General features: G+C 56.2%; 16 protein-coding genes and 1 tRNA gene. 12 read left to right on the top strand and 5 right to left on the bottom strand.

The features are described 5' to 3' along the window. The first annotated feature begins 99 nt into the window (after positions 1-99). The 5 genes from ACOSDM_RS09655 to recJ all read left to right on the top strand — a co-directional run bounded on the left by ACOSDM_RS09655 (position 100) and on the right by recJ (position 6,676). On the top strand, positions 100-1,149 hold the full coding sequence (locus tag ACOSDM_RS09655) for an OmpA family protein (RefSeq protein WP_420724297.1): 1,050 nt from the start codon (positions 100-102) through the stop codon (positions 1,147-1,149). Positions 1,150-1,242: 93 nt separating this feature from the next. Beyond that, positions 1,243-2,451 carry an LL-diaminopimelate aminotransferase gene (locus tag ACOSDM_RS09650; protein WP_420724296.1) on the top strand — a complete coding sequence of 403 codons (1,209 nt, stop codon included), beginning with the start codon at positions 1,243-1,245 and terminating at the stop codon, positions 2,449-2,451. Positions 2,452-2,498: 47 nt separating this feature from the next. After that, positions 2,499-3,788: a homoserine dehydrogenase gene (locus tag ACOSDM_RS09645; protein ID WP_420724295.1), complete on the top strand. Its 1,290-nt coding sequence runs from the start codon at positions 2,499-2,501 to the stop codon at positions 3,786-3,788. Between the two features lie 78 nt (positions 3,789-3,866). After that, positions 3,867-4,829: a class II fructose-bisphosphatase gene (gene glpX, locus ACOSDM_RS09640; RefSeq protein ID WP_420724605.1), complete on the top strand. Its 963-nt coding sequence runs from the start codon at positions 3,867-3,869 to the stop codon at positions 4,827-4,829. 32 nt (positions 4,830-4,861) lie between these two features. Beyond that, positions 4,862-6,676 (top strand): single-stranded-DNA-specific exonuclease RecJ, encoded by a 1,815-nt coding sequence (gene recJ, locus ACOSDM_RS09635; protein ID WP_420724294.1) that lies wholly within the window; start codon positions 4,862-4,864, stop codon positions 6,674-6,676. A gap of 39 nt (positions 6,677-6,715) precedes the next feature. Here recJ and ACOSDM_RS09630 read toward each other — a convergent pair whose 3' ends face one another. Further along, positions 6,716-8,005: a flagellar hook protein FlgE gene (locus ACOSDM_RS09630; RefSeq protein ID WP_420724293.1), complete on the bottom strand. Its 1,290-nt coding sequence runs from the start codon at positions 8,003-8,005 to the stop codon at positions 6,716-6,718. Positions 8,006-8,223: 218 nt separating this feature from the next. Between ACOSDM_RS09630 and ACOSDM_RS09625 the strand changes: the two genes are divergently transcribed. Then, positions 8,224-8,299: transfer RNA gene (locus ACOSDM_RS09625), tRNA-Glu, on the top strand. A 117-nt stretch (positions 8,300-8,416) separates the two neighbouring features. On the opposite strand, the gene ACOSDM_RS09620 is transcribed toward ACOSDM_RS09625, so the two are convergent. Then, on the bottom strand, positions 8,417-8,950 hold the full coding sequence (locus ACOSDM_RS09620; protein ID WP_420724292.1) for a hypothetical protein: 534 nt from the start codon (positions 8,948-8,950) through the stop codon (positions 8,417-8,419). Positions 8,951-9,208: 258 nt separating this feature from the next. On the opposite strand from ACOSDM_RS09620, the gene mscL reads away from it, so the two are divergent. Continuing rightward, positions 9,209-9,643 (top strand): large conductance mechanosensitive channel protein MscL, encoded by a 435-nt coding sequence (mscL, locus tag ACOSDM_RS09615; RefSeq protein WP_420724604.1) that lies wholly within the window; start codon positions 9,209-9,211, stop codon positions 9,641-9,643. A 19-nt stretch (positions 9,644-9,662) separates the two neighbouring features. On the opposite strand, the gene ACOSDM_RS09610 is transcribed toward mscL, so the two are convergent. After that, positions 9,663-10,541 carry a DUF547 domain-containing protein gene (locus tag ACOSDM_RS09610; RefSeq protein ID WP_420724291.1) on the bottom strand — a complete coding sequence of 293 codons (879 nt, stop codon included), beginning with the start codon at positions 10,539-10,541 and terminating at the stop codon, positions 9,663-9,665. 67 nt (positions 10,542-10,608) lie between these two features. Next, positions 10,609-11,289 (bottom strand): GntR family transcriptional regulator, encoded by a 681-nt coding sequence (locus tag ACOSDM_RS09605; protein WP_420724290.1) that lies wholly within the window; start codon positions 11,287-11,289, stop codon positions 10,609-10,611. A gap of 153 nt (positions 11,290-11,442) precedes the next feature. On the opposite strand from ACOSDM_RS09605, the gene ACOSDM_RS09600 reads away from it, so the two are divergent. The 5 genes from ACOSDM_RS09600 to ACOSDM_RS09580 all read left to right on the top strand — a co-directional run bounded on the left by ACOSDM_RS09600 (position 11,443) and on the right by ACOSDM_RS09580 (position 17,702). Further along, the gene (locus tag ACOSDM_RS09600) at positions 11,443-12,567 is read left to right on the top strand and encodes a cupin domain-containing protein (RefSeq protein WP_420724289.1); all 1,125 of its coding nucleotides are present in this window, start codon (positions 11,443-11,445) and stop codon (positions 12,565-12,567) included. 31 nt (positions 12,568-12,598) lie between these two features. After that, entirely contained in the window at positions 12,599-13,522 is a 924-nt protein-coding gene (locus ACOSDM_RS09595; protein ID WP_420724288.1) for a fumarylacetoacetate hydrolase family protein, read from the top strand. 26 nt (positions 13,523-13,548) lie between these two features. Next, entirely contained in the window at positions 13,549-14,199 is a 651-nt protein-coding gene (locus ACOSDM_RS09590; RefSeq protein ID WP_420724287.1) for a flavin reductase family protein, read from the top strand. Positions 14,200-14,320: 121 nt separating this feature from the next. Then, a complete protein-coding gene (locus tag ACOSDM_RS09585) occupies positions 14,321-15,304 on the top strand; it encodes a TAXI family TRAP transporter solute-binding subunit (RefSeq protein ID WP_420724286.1) in 984 nt (327 codons plus the stop codon). A gap of 148 nt (positions 15,305-15,452) precedes the next feature. Continuing rightward, positions 15,453-17,702, top strand: coding sequence for a TRAP transporter permease (locus ACOSDM_RS09580; protein WP_420724285.1), 2,250 nt, complete (start codon positions 15,453-15,455; stop codon positions 17,700-17,702). A gap of 11 nt (positions 17,703-17,713) precedes the next feature. Here the strand turns inward: ACOSDM_RS09580 and ACOSDM_RS09575 are convergent, their stop codons facing one another. Beyond that, positions 17,714-19,219, bottom strand: a complete 1,506-nt coding sequence (locus ACOSDM_RS09575; RefSeq protein WP_420724284.1) for a PAS domain-containing sensor histidine kinase — start codon at positions 19,217-19,219, stop codon at positions 17,714-17,716. Positions 19,220-19,344 lie beyond the last annotated feature (125 nt).

The following is a 19,344-nucleotide window of genomic DNA, read 5'->3' as shown; positions in this document are numbered from 1 at the left end:
GGGTATTGGTTTGTAATCGCTCGGTTGCCGCTGGCGCCTATGGCTTCTATGATGCGCCGCTTGGGAAAAGGGCGGGATTTAAAAAGGGTGACAGGTCTGATGTTGGTTCTAAGAGCGATGGGTGACACGGTGATGCGGCGATCGATGCATATTCTATTGGTGGCAGCCGTGCCGGTCCTGTTGACGGCCTGTGAATCCAGCAAGGACGTTGTGGATGCCGTCAACCCCGTCAAATGGTTTGAAGGCAGTGACGCGGATAAGGCGGCTGAAAACACCGAACCCAAGCCGGTTCCAGGAGCCAACGGGCCCTATCCGCAGTTAGGGGCGGTGCCCGAAGCGCCGGAAGAACCGTCGATAAAGCGGGAATATATGAAGCTGTCGGATGTTTTGGCCGCAGATCGTGAAAACGCACTTTATACGGACGAAGTTATTCGCCGCGAAGCACCTCCGGTGCGCATTTCAGCCGCCCCATTACCAAGCGCGGTTCCTGAAGAACCGCCAACGGCGTCTTCTATCACACCACCGCCGGAAAGTTCAGCGCCAGCACCGGCCCCTAAACCGGCGCCAGCGCCAGCACCTTTGGCGACAGCCCCAACCCCAGCACCAACCCCGGCGCCAGCCCCCAGCGCATCGGCCAGCGCAACGGCCAGCCCTGCGCCAAAGCCTGCGCCAACCCCCCAGCCTTTGACATCATCTTCTGCCGGGACGGCTCCGGTGCAGCCTTCTGCTCCGCCGCCTTCTGCTGCGCCAATCGCCCAGCAGACAGCCAGCGTGGCCGCTGCCCCCACGGCAACACAGATGATTGCAACAATTTACTTTCCGTCTGGTGGGGAGGCTCTGACCGAACGGGACCGTGGAATTCTGAGGCAGGTCGCGCAGATTTATCAGCGTGATGGCGGCAAGCGGGTCGTTGTTGTGGGCCATTCCAGCCAGTCCGGCGCGCAGGGTTCGCAATCTCAACAAGCGCTTGTGAACTATAAGGTATCGCTGGACCGCGCCGCCTCTGTTGGCCAGGCATTGGTCGATGCGGGCATTCCCCTGGATGATATCGTCGTTGATGCCAGGGGCTCCACGGAATTGAAATATTCAGAGGAAACCGAGGCGGGAGAGGCTGGAAATCGCCGCGCCGAAATCTTCCTGCAATATTAAAAGCAGAGAATTTCAGTATGACCGTCTTGGCCTCATTGTAGGGACCTAGACAGAGAGACTGGTGTTCAGTTGTAGCATGAGGATGCGGTTGTAATGTCCGATTTTCACAGAATAAAACGCCTTCCCCCCTATGTCTTTGCAGAAGTCAATGCGGCAAAGGCCAAGCTGCGTCAGGCGGGTGTTGATGTGGTCGATTTCGGTATGGGCAATCCGGATTCCGCGACCCCCCAACACATTGTCGACAAGATGATTGAGGCGGTGAAAGACCCCCGCACGCATCGCTATTCCACCAGCCGCGGCATACCCGGTCTGCGCAAGGCATTGAGCGGGTATTACGAGCGACGCTTTAACGTGTCGCTGGACCCTGAAAGCGAAGTGATCGTGACGCTGGGCTCTAAAGAGGGGTTGGCGAATCTGGCTCAGGCGATTACCAGCCCGGGCGATGTTGTGCTGGTTCCAAACCCCTGTTATCCCATCCACAGCTTTGGCTTCATAATGGCTGGCGGGGCTGTGCGCAGTATGCCAGCGGGGGGCGAGATGGATCAGCCGCTGGACGTCTTTCGCCGCAGCTTCATGGAATCGCTGGCCCGCGCTGTGGCGCATTCCATCCCCAAACCCCTGGCGGTGGTTTTGAACTTCCCTCAGAATCCAACCGCGCAATGCGTTGATTTGGATTTCTATGCGGAGGTCGTTGATTTCTGTCGTCATCACGAAATCTTCGTCCTGTCCGACATAGCCTATTCTGAGATTTATTTTGGCGACGTACCGCCACCGTCGATTTTGGAGGTTCCGAATGCCAGAGACATCGCCGTGGAGTTTTCGTCCCTGAGCAAGACATATTCCATGCCGGGTTGGCGTATCGGCTTTGCGGCGGGCAATAAGCGGCTGATCGCGGCCCTGGCGCGGATTAAGTCCTATGTTGATTACGGGGCGTTCACCCCCATCCAGGTCGCAGCAACCGCGGCGCTGAACGGGCCACAGGAGTGTGTCGCCGAGGTTCGCGCCCTGTATAAGGAACGCCGCGATGTGTTGGTTGAGGGGCTGGCCCGCGCTGGGTGGGTCGTTCCATCGCCGGAAGCCACCATGTTTGTCTGGGCACCCTTACCACCCCGGTTTTCGAATATGGGATCATTGGAGTTTTCAAAACTGTTATTGGAAAAGGCGGAAGTGGCCGTCGCGCCGGGCGTTGGATTTGGAGAATATGGCGAGGGGTACTTGCGTTTTGGGCTCGTGGAGAATACCCAGCGCATACGCCAATCGCTGCGCAACATCCGCAGTTTTCTTGGCGGGGCGGATGCATGACCGTGCAGGCGCCGAATTGGTCTTCGCATAGGGGGTAGTAAACGGCTATGGCCGAGGTATTGAAAGTTGCGGTGGCAGGGCTTGGTACCGTTGGTGCCGGTGTTGTGTCCTTGTTGGCACGACAGGCGGAATTAGTGGCGCACCGCAGCGGTCGCCCCATTCTGGTGACCGCTGTTTCGGCGCGGGATCGTGATCGCACGCGCGCCTGTGATATCGGCTCGATCGCCTGGTTTGACGATGCTGTGACAATGGCGTCGCAGGCCGATTGTGATGTGGTCGTTGAACTGATCGGTGGCAGTGAAGGGACCGCGAAGGCGGTCTGCGAGGCAGCCCTAAAGGCCGGGCGTCATGTGGTGACCGCAAACAAGGCCCTGATTGCAATCCACGGCACGGAACTGGCAAAACTGGCAGAAGAGCAAGGGGCTGCGCTGAGCTTTGAAGCGGCGGTTGCCGGGGGTATCCCTATTATCAAGGCCATGCGGGAAGGCCTTGCTGGCAATCAGATCGAAAGTGTTCAGGGCATTCTGAACGGCACCTGTAATTACATCCTGTCGACGATGCGTGATACGGGTCGTGCTTATGAAGAGGTGCTGCAGGAGGCTCAGGAGCTGGGTTATGCCGAATCTGATCCGACCTTTGATGTTGAGGGGATCGATGCCGCCCATAAGCTTGCCATTCTGGCGACATTGGCGTTCGGACGGGCGGTTGATTTTGACGGTGTCTATATTGAAGGCATCAGCCGCATCGCCGCCGTTGATATTGATTTCGCAGAAGAACTGGGCTTTCGCGTCAAACTGTTGGGAATGGCTTCCGCTGACAGTGAGGGTGTGATGCAGCGTGTCCATCCGGTTCTGGTGCCAGCAAATTCGCCGATTGCCCGTGTTGAAGGCGTGTTCAACGCCGTGGTGACACAGGCCGATCCGGTGGGCACGACGGTTCTGGAAGGACGCGGCGCAGGGGCGGGGCCAACGGCATCTGCGGTTGTCAGTGATATCATGGACATTGCCGCAGGGCGTTTCGGACCGATTTTTGGTGTTCCTGTCTCGCATTTATTGCCCTCTGCCAGCCATCCAATTGAACGGCGGGAAGGGGCCTATTACGTGCGCCTGCGCGTGATCGACAAGCCAGGTGTGATCGCGGGCGTGACAGCCGCGCTGAGGGACGAGCATGTTTCGATGGAATCGATTATACAACGGGGCCGTGATCCGAATGAACCTGTGGATGTCGTCTTGACGCTGCATGAGACGACGGAAGCGGCAATGAAGCGGGCGCTGGGCCGGATCGAAGAACTGTCGGCGGTGATAGAACCGCCGCATGTGATCCGGATCGAACGATAACCGGGGCCTGATAAACATTCGGTGTCGCCAAGCGGCCCGAACAATACATGTGATAAGAGGAAGCGATAAATGGTGAATATGGATCGGAATTTGGTGCTGGATGCAGCCCGCGTGACAGAAGCGGCGGCAATTGCCTCTTGGAAATGGTGCGGGCGCGGCGACAATATGGCAGCCGATCAGGCAGCGGTGGACGCAATGCGGACCGCGCTGAACCGGCTGGATATTCGTGGTCGTGTCGTGATTGGCGAAGGGGAGCGTGACGAGGCCCCGATGCTGTTTATTGGTGAAGAGGTCGGCACCGGCAATGGTCCGCGTGTCGATATCGCGCTGGATCCACTGGAAGGCACGTCGATTACGGCAAAAGGGGAGCCCAATGCCCTGGCGGTCCTTGCCTTTGCTGAAGATGGCAAATTGTTGCATGCGCCAGATGTTTACATGGATAAGATTGCTGTTGGTGGCGGTCTGCCCCAAGGGATTGTCGATCTGGATGACACTCCTGCGGAAAACTTGCGCCGCGTTGCCGAAGCAAAGAATTGTAAAGTTTCCGACCTGATGGTCTGCATTCTGGACCGGTCCCGCCACGCCGACCTGATCAAGGCCGTGCGGGAGGCCGGGGCCGGCATCAATCTGATTGGCGATGGCGATGTTTATGGCGTGATGGCGACCAGCCAGGCCAGCAGCGGCATTGATGTCTATATGGGCTCTGGCGGTGCGCCGGAAGGGGTTCTGGCCTGCGCCGCCCTGCGCTGTATCGGGGGGCAATTCCAGGGTCGCCTGATGTTCCGCAATGATGAAGAAAAGGGCCGCGCTGATCGTATCGGGATCAAGGACCTGAACCGTAAATATGATATGATGGAACTGGCCGCAGGCGATGTTATCTTTGCTGCGACTGGCGTTACCGATGGGAATCTTTTGCATGGGGTCAAGATGACCGATGGCGGTGCCCGCACCCAGTCTTTGGTTATGCGCTCCTCCACCGGAACCGTTCGCAAGATCGAAACGGTGCATGATTTCTCTCGTAAAGACTGGATCAAGATTTAACCGCGTTTCGCAGAAAAGGATGAAGACACCCGATGCAGGCCGAAGCACTGCCGACAGATCAACAGTCTGGTTATCTGGGTGTCTCCCTTTCTGCTTCCGGCAAGCGCTGGGAGGCGCGCGCGGATGAACCCCGGCTGACCGCTGCCTTGGCACAGCGGTTCGACCTGCCAGAACCTGTTGCCCGCGCCCTGGCGGCCCGTGGTATTGCTCTGGAGGGGGCGGAGGCCTTTCTGGACCCGAAACTGTCCCGGGATCTGCCAGACCCCATGCATTTGCTGGATATGGACAAGGCGGCCCGCCGGATTGCCGATGCGATCAAGGCGGGGGAACTGGTTGCTGTCTTTGGTGATTATGATGTCGATGGCGCAACCTCGTCCGCCTTGCTGATCCGCTTTGTCCAGGCGGTGGGCGGCAGGATCATCAGTCATATTCCAGATCGCATTGCAGAAGGCTATGGCCCGAACCTGCCCGCCCTGGTCTCCCTGAAGGAAAAGGGGGCTTCGGTCGTGATCACGGTTGATTGCGGCATCACCGCCTTTGACGTGTTGAGTGCGGCGGCACAACAGGGCGTGCAAACCATCGTCATCGATCACCATGTGGCTGAACCCCGCCTGCCAGACGCTCTGGCCGTGGTCAATCCGAACCGATTGGATGAAGACAGCCCTCATGGTCATATGGCCGCTGTCGGGGTTACTTTTCTGTTGATCGTCGCGGTCAATCGCCTGCTGAAAGAGGATGGCTGGTTCAAATCCCGACCTGCCCCGGATTTGATGTCCTATCTGGACCTGGTCGCATTGGGCACTGTCTGTGATGTCGTGCCGCTGGTCGGGGTCAATCGCGCCCTGGTATCCCAGGGCCTGAAGGTCATGGGATTGCGGGGTAATATTGGCCTGAATGCCCTGGCAGATGTTGCACGGATGAATGAGGCGCCCGGCACCTATCATGCCGGTTTCCTGATGGGGCCCAGGGTCAATGCCGGTGGGCGCGTGGGAGAGGCTGCCTTGGGCACAGAATTGCTGTCGACCCATGATGCGACCCGCGCCCAGGTGATCGCCCAGCGTCTGGATGCCTATAACGAAGAACGCCGTGAAATTGAGAAAATCTGCCTGGATGAAGCCATCGCCCAGGTTGAAGCCGCCGGAGATACGGACGCGCCCTTGATTCTGGTCGCCGCCCAGGGCTGGCATCCAGGCGTGATTGGCATCGTCGCGGGCCGTCTGAAAGAACGCTATAACCGCCCCGCCTGTGTCGTTGCGCTGGATGAAAACGGCATGGGGAAAGGATCTGGACGTTCTGTCCCGGGCATTGATCTGGGATCGGCCATCATCGCCGCACGCCAAAGCGATCTGTTGATCAATGGCGGGGGGCATAAGATGGCGGCGGGTTTCACCGTCGCTGCCACCAGTCTGGCTGACCTTCAAGCCTTTCTGCAGGACAGGGTGCACAGGGAAGCCGGGCAGGGCGGTCTGGTGCCTGTGCTGCGCCTGGATGGCACGGTCAGTGTCGGGGGGGCGTCTCTGGCGCTGGTCGAGGCGCTGGAACGCCTGCAACCCTTTGGTCAGGGCAATGCCGAGCCGCGATTTGTCATACCCGATGCACGCCTGTATCAGGCCGATATCGTCGGGGAGGATCATGTGAAGCTGTTGATCGGGGATGCGATGGGTGGACGCCTGAAAGGCATCGCCTTTCGCTGTGCCGATACCCCGATGGGGCAAGCCTTGCTGCGCGCAAGGGGCGATCGTGCCGTGCATCTGGTCGGTCGCCTTCGCAAAGACAGCTGGCAGGGCGTCGACCGAGTTCAGATCATGGTCGATGATGTGGCCGAGGCCCGCCAGAGCAAATCCTGAACAAACGGACTCGTTTGTGACGACGTATTTGCTAAAAAACTAGCTCTTAAGCTCGGTTGCCGTGCGCACCATTTCATCCACCGTCTTCAAGCTTGTCGCGGCGGAGGAATAGGCCCGTTGCGTCATGATCATGGTGCTGAATTCCAGGGCCAGGTCGGTTGTCGATTGTTCCAATGAGTTGGCAGAGAAGGTGACGCGGCTGGTATTTGCCAGATCAACCAGTTGCAGCGTGCCTGAATTCGCGCCCAGTTTGAAATGAGTATCGCCTGTCCGCACCAATCGGTTTGGCTCGACAACATCGCCCACCGCGATCCGCCCGATGGGACGCTGAAGACCATTGGTGAAGTTACCAATGACATTGCCATCCTTGCCAAATGTGACAGAGCTTAATTGACCCTGAACGCTGCCATTCGACGACAAGCTTTCCTGGGTGACGCTGCCGCCATATTGCGTGGTGCCGGACAGATCCAGCGTCATGGTATTCGTCGCGCCGGAATCGGCCCAGGAAACAGAGATGTCCAGGGGGGTATTGGCGACACCGTTTACGGTCGTCAGATTGCCAGAGGCATCAAATGTCACGGCGACAGGCTGAACGGCCGGGGTGGCGACGGTACCGCCTGTCCCGCTGATTGTCATATCCCAGGTATTTGCAGCAGCATTTTTGACGAAAGTCGCGATCAGTTGCTGTTCGTCACTGAAACCGTCATCGTCGCCCGTGCCATCATAAACCGGCAGGTCAAAACTATAGGTTTCTCCGGTTGCAGCGGTGCCGGGCAGGTTGACCTTCAGGCCGCCTTCCGTGGTTGCCACGGCCTCATAAACATTGCCTTCCGGATCGATACGGATTGGCTGAAGCCCGGCGGTAGAGTTTGTGTCGACGGAATATGTCTCTGTCGCCACATCATACGGCCAGCCCATAAGGTAATTGCCCTTAAGGTCGGTCAGATAGACCTCTTCGGCCCCACCATTGGAAACGACGGATTCGCCGAATATGCCTGCATCGGTCAGTTCCAGCGTATCATCGGACGGCGTCAGGCTGGGCGAGGTGATAAAAAACCCTGATCCGGAGAGCGCCGCATCCAGGCGTCGCTGGGTGCCATAAATGACGCCTTCCTTGTCCCGGAAAATCTGCTGATTGGCCTGTGTGCCCAGAAAATTGCTGAATGTGCTGCCTTTGGATTTAGAGGCGACCATCTCCTGAAAGCGGACCTGTCCGGCCTTATAGCCGGTGGTCGTGCTGTTTGCGATGTTGTCACTGATGTTCTGAAAGGCCAGCGATTGCGCGTTCATCGCGCTCACGGCTGGGGAGAACATAGAATAAGCAACCATGGCAAGCCTCTTACCGTTAATAAGTGGACCGCAAACAGACGGGCCCACAGATTTGTATGCAATCCCCATGCCGTTTTAGTCATTGCCCCAAGTTTAGGGGGCGATTTCACAGATTTTTCAGAAAAGTCGATAGAATGAAAACTGGCGCTTGACCTAGCCCCCGGGTCTCGGTAAATCCCTGCGCATACGAAGCGGCGTCACCGCCGCGCCTCGATCGCGACCCCTTCGTCTAGAGGCCTAGGACACCGCCCTTTCACGGCGGCAACACGGGTTCGAATCCCGTAGGGGTCGCCAATTCCTAAAAACCGCAGAAAACCGGGACTTTTTCCAGACCCATCGGGCAAATGTGCGGCACATTTGTGTGACACAAAATGTGCTGTGGCGTCGAGTATCTAAACCTCGCCCGTCCCGCTAAGAAACCGGTTCCAGTTTGGTTTCGGGCCAGTGGAAGACCGGGGTTCGTTTGCTGGGCGTCTGGGGATTTGGGATGGAGATGCTGTAGAGGCTGCGCGATACCATGTAGCTGGCATCTTCCGGGGTCTGGGTCAGGGTGCCGATTTCGATCTGGCCCGTGGCGCAGTTATACGACACATCATCATTATGCAGGGGCAGGTAGAAGCATCCATCCTTCAGCACAAGCGGCGGGCGATGGGTGACCGGCAGAAAGGGCAATTGTTCATTGACCTGAATGTCAAAGGTCCAGTCCTTGCCCAGATCAATCACCATTGGAAATTCATAGGCCGGCTTGAACAGGTAAGGGGGGTCAATGTCGTCCAGTTCTGTGCTGAGCATTAATAGATAGGCGCCGGGGAATCGGTCCTGATCTCTGTATTCGGTACGGATCGCGTAGAAACTGGACCCGGAATTATGCAAGTGCCCGACCAGAAGATTACCGCAGGCGGATTGGTGATAGTGTTTCAGCGTATTCTTAACGATTGTGTTCATACACGCGCCTTTTGCGGATCGTGACGCCGAATCTGTTTGCATCAGCAAATGGATAGACGAAGATACAAATCCACAAATAAAGTATGGTTTCAATCCTGTCAAAAACGAATCTGAGTGTCAGTTGGGTGCAGAGAATAAGGGATGCCAAAACAATTGCCCGATTCAGCGAATTGGGGGAGAGTTTTTTATAGGGTTTTTCCTATGTGTCTGGCGCTCAGGGCGAGTCTGGGGGCGCAGCGTGTTGCTTGAAAGGGAAGAATAGCAATGCTGAAGGAATTTAAAGAATTTGCGATGCGGGGTAATGTCATTGACCTGGCTGTCGGCGTGATCCTGGGGGCGGCGTTCGGCAAGATCGTCGCATCCCTGGTGCAGGATGTCGTTATGCCGCCGCTGGGCATGCTGTTGGGCGGCGTGGATTTCAGCGAAATCTTTATCAACCTGTCCGACCAGACCTATGCCACCCTGGCGCTGGCTCAGGAAGCCGGGGCGGCGACGATTAATGTTGGGCTGTTCCTGAACAATGTCTTGAACTTCATCATCGTCGCCTTCGCGATCTTCATTGTGGTCAAACAGATGAACCGGCTGAAAAAGGCCCCGCCACCGGCAGATCCGACGACCAAGGATTGTCCGCTGTGCTTGTCCAGCGTGCCAATCAAGGCAACCAAATGCGCGCATTGCACATCTAATCTCTAAAAGTGCCTCTGGACAGGGTTCAGGCGGCGTTCAGGGACCAGTCATACCGGTCGTCTGAGATGGCACTGAACCCGTCCAGGCGGGCTTTCAGGGTGGGGGCGGCGTAGAGCTTGAGATGGTCCAGCAAGGATGCGTCGGTCCCGCCGAAATCTTCGTAGAACCAATCATACAGGCTGGACAGGATCAGGCGATCACCGTCGATCTGAATGGCTCTTTCTGAATTCACGAAGGCTTCTGCGGCCCCATTCAGTTGCTGTTCCAGGGTATCGGCCGTAAAGGCCCGTGGCTGTAAATCCGGGCAGCCGATGGAGGCGCAATTGACGGCATAATGAATGCGGGGGTCCTGCCAGATGGGCCGCAGGATGCGGTGTTCGATATCATTTAGAGAAAGGTCCTGGTCCTCAACACGCATCAGGTCCGCACCCCAGGGGCCGGTGGCGAACAGGCTTGGCGAGATGTTGATGTCCTGAATAGACGATACCGGCATGTGATCCAGCACCGTCCGCACGGTCTGGGCATTATACAGATTGACCCAGAAGGTAAATTGCTGGTCCCGGTTCAGGCTGCTGACCGGCACCGCCTGCAACAGGGTCAGATAGTCATCCAATTGTTGCGTGGCGGCCTCGTCAAAATCGCCATAGCGCACCAGATTAACGCCGGGCTGCACGACCACAAACCTGTTCAGAAGGTCACTCCATGCGCTGTGATCAATCGCGCGTGTCGATGCGGGGGCGTGCGCCTGCCATCGGTCCCAACGCTTGGCGCTGGGGGCTAATGCGCGGGCAAGGCCGCCAAATCCCGCCATGAAAGTGACGCCGCAACCCAGCGCCAGCCCGTTGAACAGGCGGCGCGTCACGTCATGCTTGCCAGACTGAATTCTGCGCGACAGTTGCACCATTGGAGTTCCGACCCTGAAACAGATTGCTGTTGGGGGCGGATATGGGGCGATTGGCCTGGGGGGCAAATCACACTGCGGTGAGGGGGCCGATCAAGTCTGCCAGAATTCGCCCGGTGCTGCGATAATGCGCCTGTAACAGCTCTGTTGCCTTATCGGCATCCCGCGCCAGGACCGTGGTCATCAGGACCTGGTGTTCATTGCCGATATCCCGGTCCGGCAGTGGGCTTGAATCCCGCAGGTTCGGGAAGCGATAGCGCTCTGTCTCGACATATAACTTATCGGCAAAATCCAGCAGCCACTGGGACTGACACCCCGCGATCAAGGCGCGATGAAAGGCATGGTGGCGCTCTTCCAGGGCGCGCAGATCCGCATCGCTTACCGGGCGCGGCAGGGTTGAGACGCTTTTCGCCTTCAGCATCAGGGCATGATAGGCGGCAACAACTTGCGCCTCCCAGGCATCGTCGCCTTTGTCGATGGACCGGCGCAGGGCATCGCTTTCAATCAGGCAGCGGGTTTCGATGGCGTCCCACATTTCGGCAATGGATATCGGGGCAACGGTGAAACCGCGCAGCGCGACATTGACCACCAACCGGTCGCTTTGCAGCCGGTTCAAGGCCTCCCGTATCGGGGAGAACCCAACGCCATAGCGCTGTTTCAACTGCTCAAGCCGCAGCGGTTGATTGGGGGGCAGGGCACCGCTGATGATATCCCATCGGACCTGCTGATAGGCTTGTTCTGCCAGTGTCATGACTTCGATTACTGTTGTTTCTCAGTACTTTCTTCTAGCCTGATTTTTTCGTTATGGCAATATTTTCGAAAATCTTTATTTACATCGAAAATATGACAGGCCACACTACGGGTCATTGAGTGCCACCCCGCTTGTGCAGGAAGGATGTGTGTGATGCCAGCAACCCGTCAGAACTATCAGGAAGATGTGGCCGGACGCGCCAATGTCGATGATACGCCGGAGCTATTGGCCTATTACGATGAATTGGATGACCTGAATGCTGGGGCCTTGTGGACGGTCGCCAACAAGATTGAACCGTGGGAGCCGCAGTCCTCCTCTGTTCCCATGCTGTGGCGGTATAATGACCTGCGCGACCATGTGATGCGGTCGGTTGATCTGGTGACACCGGAAAAGGCTGGGCGTCGCGTGATCTATCTGAATAATCCGGGCCGCACCGATGTTGCTGCGGCGGTAGGGTGGCTGTATTCCGGTCTGCAAGTCATGCATCCGGGCGAACGGGCCTCTGCGCATCGCCATTCCGCCTCTGCCCTGCGTTTCATCATGGAAGGCAGCGGGGCCTATACCATCGTTGATGGGCACAAGATGACCCTGGGGCGCAATGATTTTGTCCTGACGCCCAATGGCACCTGGCACGAACATGGCGTGGACGAAGGGGGCAGCCCCTGTATCTGGCAGGATGGTTTGGATATCCCCTTCGTGAATGCGATGGAAGCAAATTTCTATCAGGTGCATCCGGATCTAGGTCAAGCTGTGGGCTATGCCGTGGATGATATGACCAAGACCTGGGGCAATCCCGGCCTGACCCCGGTAGGCGGCGCTTGGGAAAAGGCCTATTCCCCGATGTTCAAATACGAATGGGAACCAACCTATGAGGCGTTGAGCCGATATGCGGCGACGACGGATGGGTCCCCGTTCGATGGCGTGATGATGAACTATATCAACCCTGTGACTGCTGGCCCGGTCATGCAAACCATTGGGGCCAGTATGCAGATGCTGCGACCTGGCGAGGCGACGAAGGCACATCGCCATACCGGCAGCTATCTGTATCAAGTGGCCAAGGGCAGCGGGCATTCGATCATAAACGGTCAGCGATTTGATTGGCAGGAGCGCGACATCTTTTGTGTCCCCTCCTGGGCCTGGCATGAACATGCCAATGCATCGGACAGAGAGGATGCCTGTCTGTTCTGTTTCAACGATTTACCCGTGATGAAGGCCCTGGGCCTGTATCGCGAAGAAGCGTTTGGCGATAATGGCGGCAACCAGCCGCTATCCGCCTGATCCCCAGATAATCTGACGAAAAGGGTGTGTTATGAAACTTGTTACCTTCCGTGCTTCGGTTGAAGCATCGGCCCGTTTGGGTGTTGTGAAATCCGATCAGGTGATTGATGTCGGCCTGTTGGGCGCAGCATTTGGGGAGGAATTCCCGACATCCATGCTGGACCTGATTGATTTAGGGCCGGCTGGTCTGGCTGCGGTTGAAGATGCCCTGGTGGAAGCCGATGGACGCTGGCCGATTGGAAGCGCATTGCCAATTGAGAATGTGACCCTGTTGGCCCCCATTCCCCGCCCGCGAAAGAATATTTTTGGCATCGGTCTGAATTATGTCGAACATGTTGCGGAATCCAGTAAATCCCTGGATACGTCCAAGGACCTGCCGACCCAGCCAGTGATCTTTTCCAAACCGCCGACGACCGTGATCGGTCCCGGTGCCGCCATTGAGCACAACAAGGCCCTAACCCAGCAATTGGATTGGGAGGTTGAACTGGCCGTCATCATCGGGCGCACCGCCCGCAAGGTTGGCGAGGATACCGCCATGTCCCATGTGTTCGGGTACAGCGTCATGATCGATATCAGCGCGCGGGATAACCGTCGTGCGGGTCAGTGGATCTATTCCAAGGGTCAGGACACCTTCGCGCCGTTCGGGCCCTGCATTGTCACCGCGGATGAAGTCGACGATCCGCAAGGGCTGGATCTGTGGCTGACCGTCAATGGGGTGGAAAAGCAACGGTCCAACACCCGCCACATGCTGTTTAAAATCCCGACCCTGATTTCTGACATTTCCATGGGCATGACGCTGGAGCCAGGCGATATCATCGCAACAGGCACGCCGGAAGGCGTCGGGGCAGGGCGGACACCACAGGAATGGCTGTGGCCGGGCGATGTCGTTGTTGCCTGCGTCGAAGGGATCGGCAAGATCCGCCATCCGGTCGTTGCGATCAGCGCGGAAGACTAGGGTTCAAGGCAAGGGGAGCAATCAGCATGGATTTCGATGTCGCACAGATCGATCCACAGATCGCCTATAAGCTGATGACATCGACCATCACGCCAAGGCCTATTGCCTGGGTGACCTCTTTGTCGGAGCAGGGGGTGGTGAACGCCGCCCCCTACAGCTTCTTTAATGCCATGGGCAGCAATCCTGCAACGGTGGTGGTCGGGCTTCTTCGGGACCCAAAGAAGGGGTTCAAAGATACGGCGGCGAATATAATGAGCAGGGGGGAATTCGTGGTCAATCTGGTGCCTGAATCCTTGGCGAAACAGATGAACATCACCTCAATGGATGCGCCAAGTGACGTTAGCGAGCTTTCTGCAGCAGGCCTGACAGCACGCCCATCCCTGCATGTGACGCCCCCCCAAATTGCTGAATCGCCGGTTTCATTCGAATGCGTAACCCACACAACGGTCGTGACTGGACCGGGGCAGGTCATTGCCATCGGGCGGGTTCTGGGCATACGCATCGATGATGCCTATATTCTGGATGCTGATAAGGGGTATATCGACACGCCTGCCTTGGGAATGATCGGGCGGCTGCATGGCAGTGGCTGGTACACCCGAACGCAGGACAGTTTTCAATTAGACCGTCCCAGCTATGCCGATTGGATCAAAAAATCAGGCTTGGACAAAAAAGAGTAATTTGATCTGCAATGCGCGGAATCGCTTGAATCTCTCTCGTTTTGATTTATGTACGAGGTTGGGTAACCAAAGGGGTTATGGCAAAATTAGCCCCAACCAAACGAAACAGGGAGAGTCATTCATGAAAATTTCAAAGATTATCGGCGCGGCAACCATTGTTGCCCTTTCCGCAACGGGTGCCTTTGCACAAGATCGCACCGGCTGGCCTGACAGCTTTACCGTAGGCACAGCGTCTCAGGGTGGAACTTACTTTGCCTATGGCTCTGGCTGGGCAAATCTGGTGGCCGATGAGCTGGGCATTTCTGGCGGTGGCGAAGTCACCGGTGGGCCGATGCAGAATATGGCACTGGTCCATACCGGCGATGCCGCTTTCGGCATGACCACAATGGGTCCGGCGCGGGAATCCCTGGACGGCACGAACCCGATTGCGCCTGGTCTGAAAATGACCAATGCCTGCGCGATGTTCCCCATGTATCAAACGCCGTTTTCAATCACGACGCTGAAATCATCGGGTATCACCTCTGTTGCTGATATTCCAGAGGGTGCGAAAATCGGGTTTGGTCCGGCTGGATCGACCTCTGATACCTATTTCCCGAAAATGCTGGAAACCCTGGGCGTGAAATTTGAACGCCGCAATGGGGGCTGGTCTGATCTGGGCGGGCAACTTCAGGATGGCCTGTTGGACGTGATTGCCTTTGCAGCCGGTGTGCCTGTTCCTGCGGTCAGCCAGTTGGAAGTTCAGACCGAAGTGAACATCATCGAGTTCACGGAAGAAGAACAGGCCAAAATCATGGAGGCCTATCCGGTTTCCAATTTCCAAATCAAGGCTGATACCTATACCACGCTGAAGGAGCCGGCGCGTTCGGTGTCCATGTGGAACTTTGCCGTTGCCAATTGCGACCTGCCGGAATCCTTTGTTTACGAGGCAACCAAGGTTGTCATGTCGGACAATGCCCGCATGGTCAATATTCACAAGGCAGCCCGGTCAACCGTTGTTGAAAACTGGGACAAGAACACCTTCCTGCCCTGGCATCCGGGTGCAGCAAAGTGGTTCAATGAGAATGGCGCATCCATTCCCAAAGACATGATCCACGGCAGCATGTAAGACGACGCCTGTGGTTTGAAATGATGATTGGCCGCATCCGATTGATCGGGTGCGGCCTTCATTTTGTGCAATCGTTCTGAGACTATGGCACTATAAAAAAACAGGGATGGCGCTATGAACTGCGCCATAAAGGCTAAAGGGGCAGATAATGAGCAACGATAAATCCGACGACACCGATGAAATCATGCCAATTCACGCCGATGGTGTGGATGAGGAACCGGTTGAGGGCAATCGCCGCCTGTTCGAAGGGCGCGGCCTGTTGTTGATGAGCAGCCTGACGGTTCTCTACTCGTTGTTTCATATTCTGGCGCTAAATGGTTTTTCCGTATCCGGCATGACATCGGACCTAATCAATCTGCCGTTTTTACCGACATTCCCTATGGAAACCTGGAATTTCCGGATCGTTCACGTCGCCGGAGCATTGGCTTTGGGATTTCTTTTGTTTTCAGGGGCCAAATTTGCCGAAGATCCATCAGAGGAAACAAAGACGCTTGGTTATGTGACTTATCTGTTGCTGGCGCTTTCCTTAATGGCGACCGGGATGGTAGCGTATTTCGCCTTCCAGATATCAAATGACGTCATGTGGAACGGTATGGATGCAACGATCAAGTTCAATGAAACCTGGTTGTTCGGACTGCCCCTGATGATCGCGACAGTCGGCTCGATTGTCATTTCCTGGTTTCATCGCCGCGTGCGCAGCGGCTATACACTGCCTGATATTGTATTGACGGTCTGCGGGATTGCCGTCGCATTTTATCTGATCACGATCTATGACACACTGATGCGCAATTCCACCGGCACACCGTTCGCGCCGATCGGGATATCCATTTCTGCAGTTGCCGGTGTGCTGTTGATCATGGAATTGACGCGCCGGGTTGCCGGATTGGCCCTGGTTGTGATTTCGGTGATTTTCCTGATTTATGTCTTCGTTGGTCAGTATCTGCCAGGATTCCTGAATTCTCCCCCCATCGCGTGGGAGCGGTTCTTCAGCCAGGTCTATACGGATGCGGGTATTCTGGGGCCGACGACGGCGGTTTCATCGACCTATATCATCCTGTTCATCATCTTTGCGGCGTTTTTGCAGGCCTCGAAAGTCGGCGATTATTTCGTCAATTTCGCTTTTGCATTGGCCGGGCGTGCGCGCGGCGGACCGGCAAAGGTTGCGATCTTCGCCTCCGGCCTGATGGGGATGATCAACGGCACATCGGCCGGTAATGTTGTGGCAACAGGGTCCCTGACAATTCCCCTGATGAAGAAGGTCGGGTATCACAAAAAGACCGCCGGCGCGATCGAAGCCGCAGCCTCCACAGGCGGTCAGATCATGCCGCCGATCATGGGGGCAGGGGCCTTCATCATGGCGGAAATCACCGGTATTCCTTATACTGAGATCGCGATTGCCGCGATTATTCCGTCCATCCTGTATTTCGTTTCTATCTATTTCATGGTCGACTTTGAGGCCGCAAAGTTGGGCATGCGCGGTATGCGCTCAGAGGAATTGCCAAAGCTGGCCAAGATGATGCGGCAGGTTTTCCTGTTCATACCGATCATTATTCTGATTTATGCCCTGTTTCAGGGCTATTCCGTGATCCGCGCCGGAACATTGGCGATTGCGGCGGCAGCAGTGGTAAGTTGGCTAACACCCTACAGAATGGGACCAAAGGCCATTGTGAAGGCCTTTAATCTGGCCGGACTGATGTCCATTCAGATTATCGCGGTCTGTGCCTGTGCCGGGATCATTGTTGGCGTGATTTCCCTGACCGGCGTTGGGGCGCGATTCTCCAACCTTCTGCTGGGTCTTGCGGAAGCATCGCAATTGCTCGCCCTGTTCTTTGCCATGTGTATTGCCATTCTGTTAGGCATGGGCATGCCAACCACGGCGGCCTATGCTGTGGCGGCCTCCGTGGTGGCACCGGGTCTGGTTGAATTGGGAATCCCGATGCTGACGGCGCATTTCTTTGTTTTCTACTTTGCCGTGGTCTCTGCAATCACCCCACCGGTTGCGCTGGCATCCTATGCGGCGGCGGGAATATCGGGTGCCAATCCGATGGAGACATCGGTTGCGTCCTTCAAGATCGGGATATCTGCCTTCATCGTGCCGTTCATGTTCTTCTATAACTCCGCCATTCTGATGGAGGGGGAAACACTGGAGATTTTGCGGGCAGCCGTGACTGCGATTGTTGGGGTCTATCTGCTGTCGGCAGGGGTGCAGGGCTGGTTCTTTGGCAGCCGTGCCGTCTGGTTCCTGCGCATCGCGTTGGTCATTGCAGCTTTGTCGATGATCGAAGGGGGGCTGTATACTGATTTGGTTGGGATTGGCATTGCCGCTGCTGTCATTTTTGTGCAGCGGGTCTTTCGACCAAAGCCAGGCGCAACGATTGCGGTCCGCGGATCGGATTAGGACCCACCTTTCTAAGGCGCGGGATCTTCCAGTGGGGGCAACATTGGAAGGCGCACCGTCACAGTCGTTCCGACATCGACAGTGCTTTCCAGCGTGATCTGACCGCCATGCTGTTCCACAAGCTCCCGCGCCAGAGGCAGGCCCAATCCGGTCCCGTCTTTGGCCTTGCCTATGGCATAGCTTGACTGCTCAAAGGGAATGAAAACCCGCGCCAAATCTTCCTTGGGAATGCCGACACCGGTATCTTCGACAATCAGGCTTAGCCATGGTCTGTCCAGCCGTGCGGCCACGGTTACCGTGCCGCCCGGATCCGTATATTTCACGGAATTGGACAATAGGTTTACCAATACCTGACAGATGCGTCGGCTGTCGCCAAGAAGGTCTGGAATATCGCCAGGAACGTCTTTTTGCAGAGTCAGTCCGCCACTTCGGGCCTTGGGGGCCAGAATGGTGATAGCATCCTGAACCAGATCATCGACATTTAATAGCTCATGTTGGATTTGCATCTTTCCCGCATCCAACTTGGCGATGTCCAAGATGTCATCGATCAATTGTAACAGCATCAGGGCGCTTTTTTGCACATCCCCCAGATATTCCGAATATTTTGGGGATCCGATCGGACCATGTGGCTGCATTTGGATCAGTTCGCTAAATCCAATGATGCTGTTCAGCGGCGTGCGCAGTTCATGGCTCATATTCGCCAGAAACCGGGATTTGGCGCGATTGGCGTCTTCTGCGGATTCCTTGGCGGCCTTCAGTAGTTTTTCATGCTCTTTGCGGGCGGTTATTTCCTGTACGGTCCCCTCATAGAACAGGGGATTTCCACCCTCGTCGCGAACCACATAGGCATTTTCCGTTATCCAGATACGCTCGCGGGTTTTGTGTCGATAGATTTCCGATTCGAAATTTTCAACACTGTCATTTTCGTCCAGCAGGCGTTTGAATTCTTCCCGACGGTTTGGATCGACATACCATTCCGACGCGATATCATGCACCTTTTTCAAGGTTTCTTCTTCGCTGTCATACCCGTTCAAGCGTTGCAACGCGGGATTGGCGCGCAGTTGTTTGCCATCAAGGGAAGAGCGATAAATACCTTCCGATACACGCTCAAAAATACGGCGATAATCAGCCTCGGTTTCGATCAACCGTGCCTGGGTTTCCACCAGTTCGGTCACATCGGATATTGACCCAACATAACCGGTAACTTCACCCTTGGCGTCTTGTAACGCGGTCGCGTTTTCCGTTATCCAGATAACAGATCCATCGACACGTTTAGCGGCGCTCAAAAATCCCCGAACTTCGCCATGCTTTTCAATCTGGCGCATGAACCGGCTTCGATCTTTTGGGTCTGCATAGTAACTGCCGGAAGTGCGGTTTCCAGTCATCAACTGGATGGCGGATTCATAGCCCAGCATTTTAGCCAAAGACAGATTTACAAAACGATATTGCCCATCAACGGTGGTTTCAAACAGGCCTACCCCCGCAAGATCAATCATCTGACGGAGGGTTTTGAACATCACCGACTCCCGGCCTTGCGGCAGGAGAGCGCCTTTATCTGAATCCGTCATAATGTTACAGGCCCAGTAAACTTTCGTAGCAAACTAATGGACTATGGGATGATCGGCAATCGGCAGTCTTGCCA

Source organism: Hwanghaeella sp. LZ110, from assembly GCF_048892525.1.
Lineage (GTDB): Bacteria > Pseudomonadota > Alphaproteobacteria > UBA8366 > Aestuariispiraceae > Pacificispira.
Note: the sequence above shows the minus strand (reverse complement) of the source record. Positions and strands in the feature narration are given on the sequence as shown.

What these genes read in the sequence shown, in the direction of transcription:
- ACOSDM_RS09580 (WP_420724285.1), top strand. Translation starts at nt 15,453, where the DNA reads ATGAGCAACGATAAATCCGACGACACCGATGAAATCATGCCAATTCAC.
- ACOSDM_RS09620 (WP_420724292.1), bottom strand. Translation starts at nt 8,950, where the DNA reads ATGAACACAATCGTTAAGAATACGCTGAAACACTATCACCAATCCGCC.
- recJ (WP_420724294.1), top strand. Translation starts at nt 4,862, where the DNA reads ATGCAGGCCGAAGCACTGCCGACAGATCAACAGTCTGGTTATCTGGGT.
- ACOSDM_RS09605 (WP_420724290.1), bottom strand. Translation starts at nt 11,289, where the DNA reads ATGACACTGGCAGAACAAGCCTATCAGCAGGTCCGATGGGATATCATC.
- ACOSDM_RS09590 (WP_420724287.1), top strand. Translation starts at nt 13,549, where the DNA reads ATGGATTTCGATGTCGCACAGATCGATCCACAGATCGCCTATAAGCTG.
- ACOSDM_RS09645 (WP_420724295.1), top strand. Translation starts at nt 2,499, where the DNA reads ATGGCCGAGGTATTGAAAGTTGCGGTGGCAGGGCTTGGTACCGTTGGT.
- ACOSDM_RS09600 (WP_420724289.1), top strand. Translation starts at nt 11,443, where the DNA reads ATGCCAGCAACCCGTCAGAACTATCAGGAAGATGTGGCCGGACGCGCC.
- ACOSDM_RS09630 (WP_420724293.1), bottom strand. Translation starts at nt 8,005, where the DNA reads ATGGTTGCTTATTCTATGTTCTCCCCAGCCGTGAGCGCGATGAACGCG.
- ACOSDM_RS09610 (WP_420724291.1), bottom strand. Translation starts at nt 10,541, where the DNA reads ATGGTGCAACTGTCGCGCAGAATTCAGTCTGGCAAGCATGACGTGACG.
- ACOSDM_RS09595 (WP_420724288.1), top strand. Translation starts at nt 12,599, where the DNA reads ATGAAACTTGTTACCTTCCGTGCTTCGGTTGAAGCATCGGCCCGTTTG.
- ACOSDM_RS09655 (WP_420724297.1), top strand. Translation starts at nt 100, where the DNA reads ATGTTGGTTCTAAGAGCGATGGGTGACACGGTGATGCGGCGATCGATG.
- ACOSDM_RS09585 (WP_420724286.1), top strand. Translation starts at nt 14,321, where the DNA reads ATGAAAATTTCAAAGATTATCGGCGCGGCAACCATTGTTGCCCTTTCC.
- glpX (WP_420724605.1), top strand. Translation starts at nt 3,867, where the DNA reads ATGGATCGGAATTTGGTGCTGGATGCAGCCCGCGTGACAGAAGCGGCG.
- ACOSDM_RS09575 (WP_420724284.1), bottom strand. Translation starts at nt 19,219, where the DNA reads ATGTTCAAAACCCTCCGTCAGATGATTGATCTTGCGGGGGTAGGCCTG.
- ACOSDM_RS09650 (WP_420724296.1), top strand. Translation starts at nt 1,243, where the DNA reads ATGTCCGATTTTCACAGAATAAAACGCCTTCCCCCCTATGTCTTTGCA.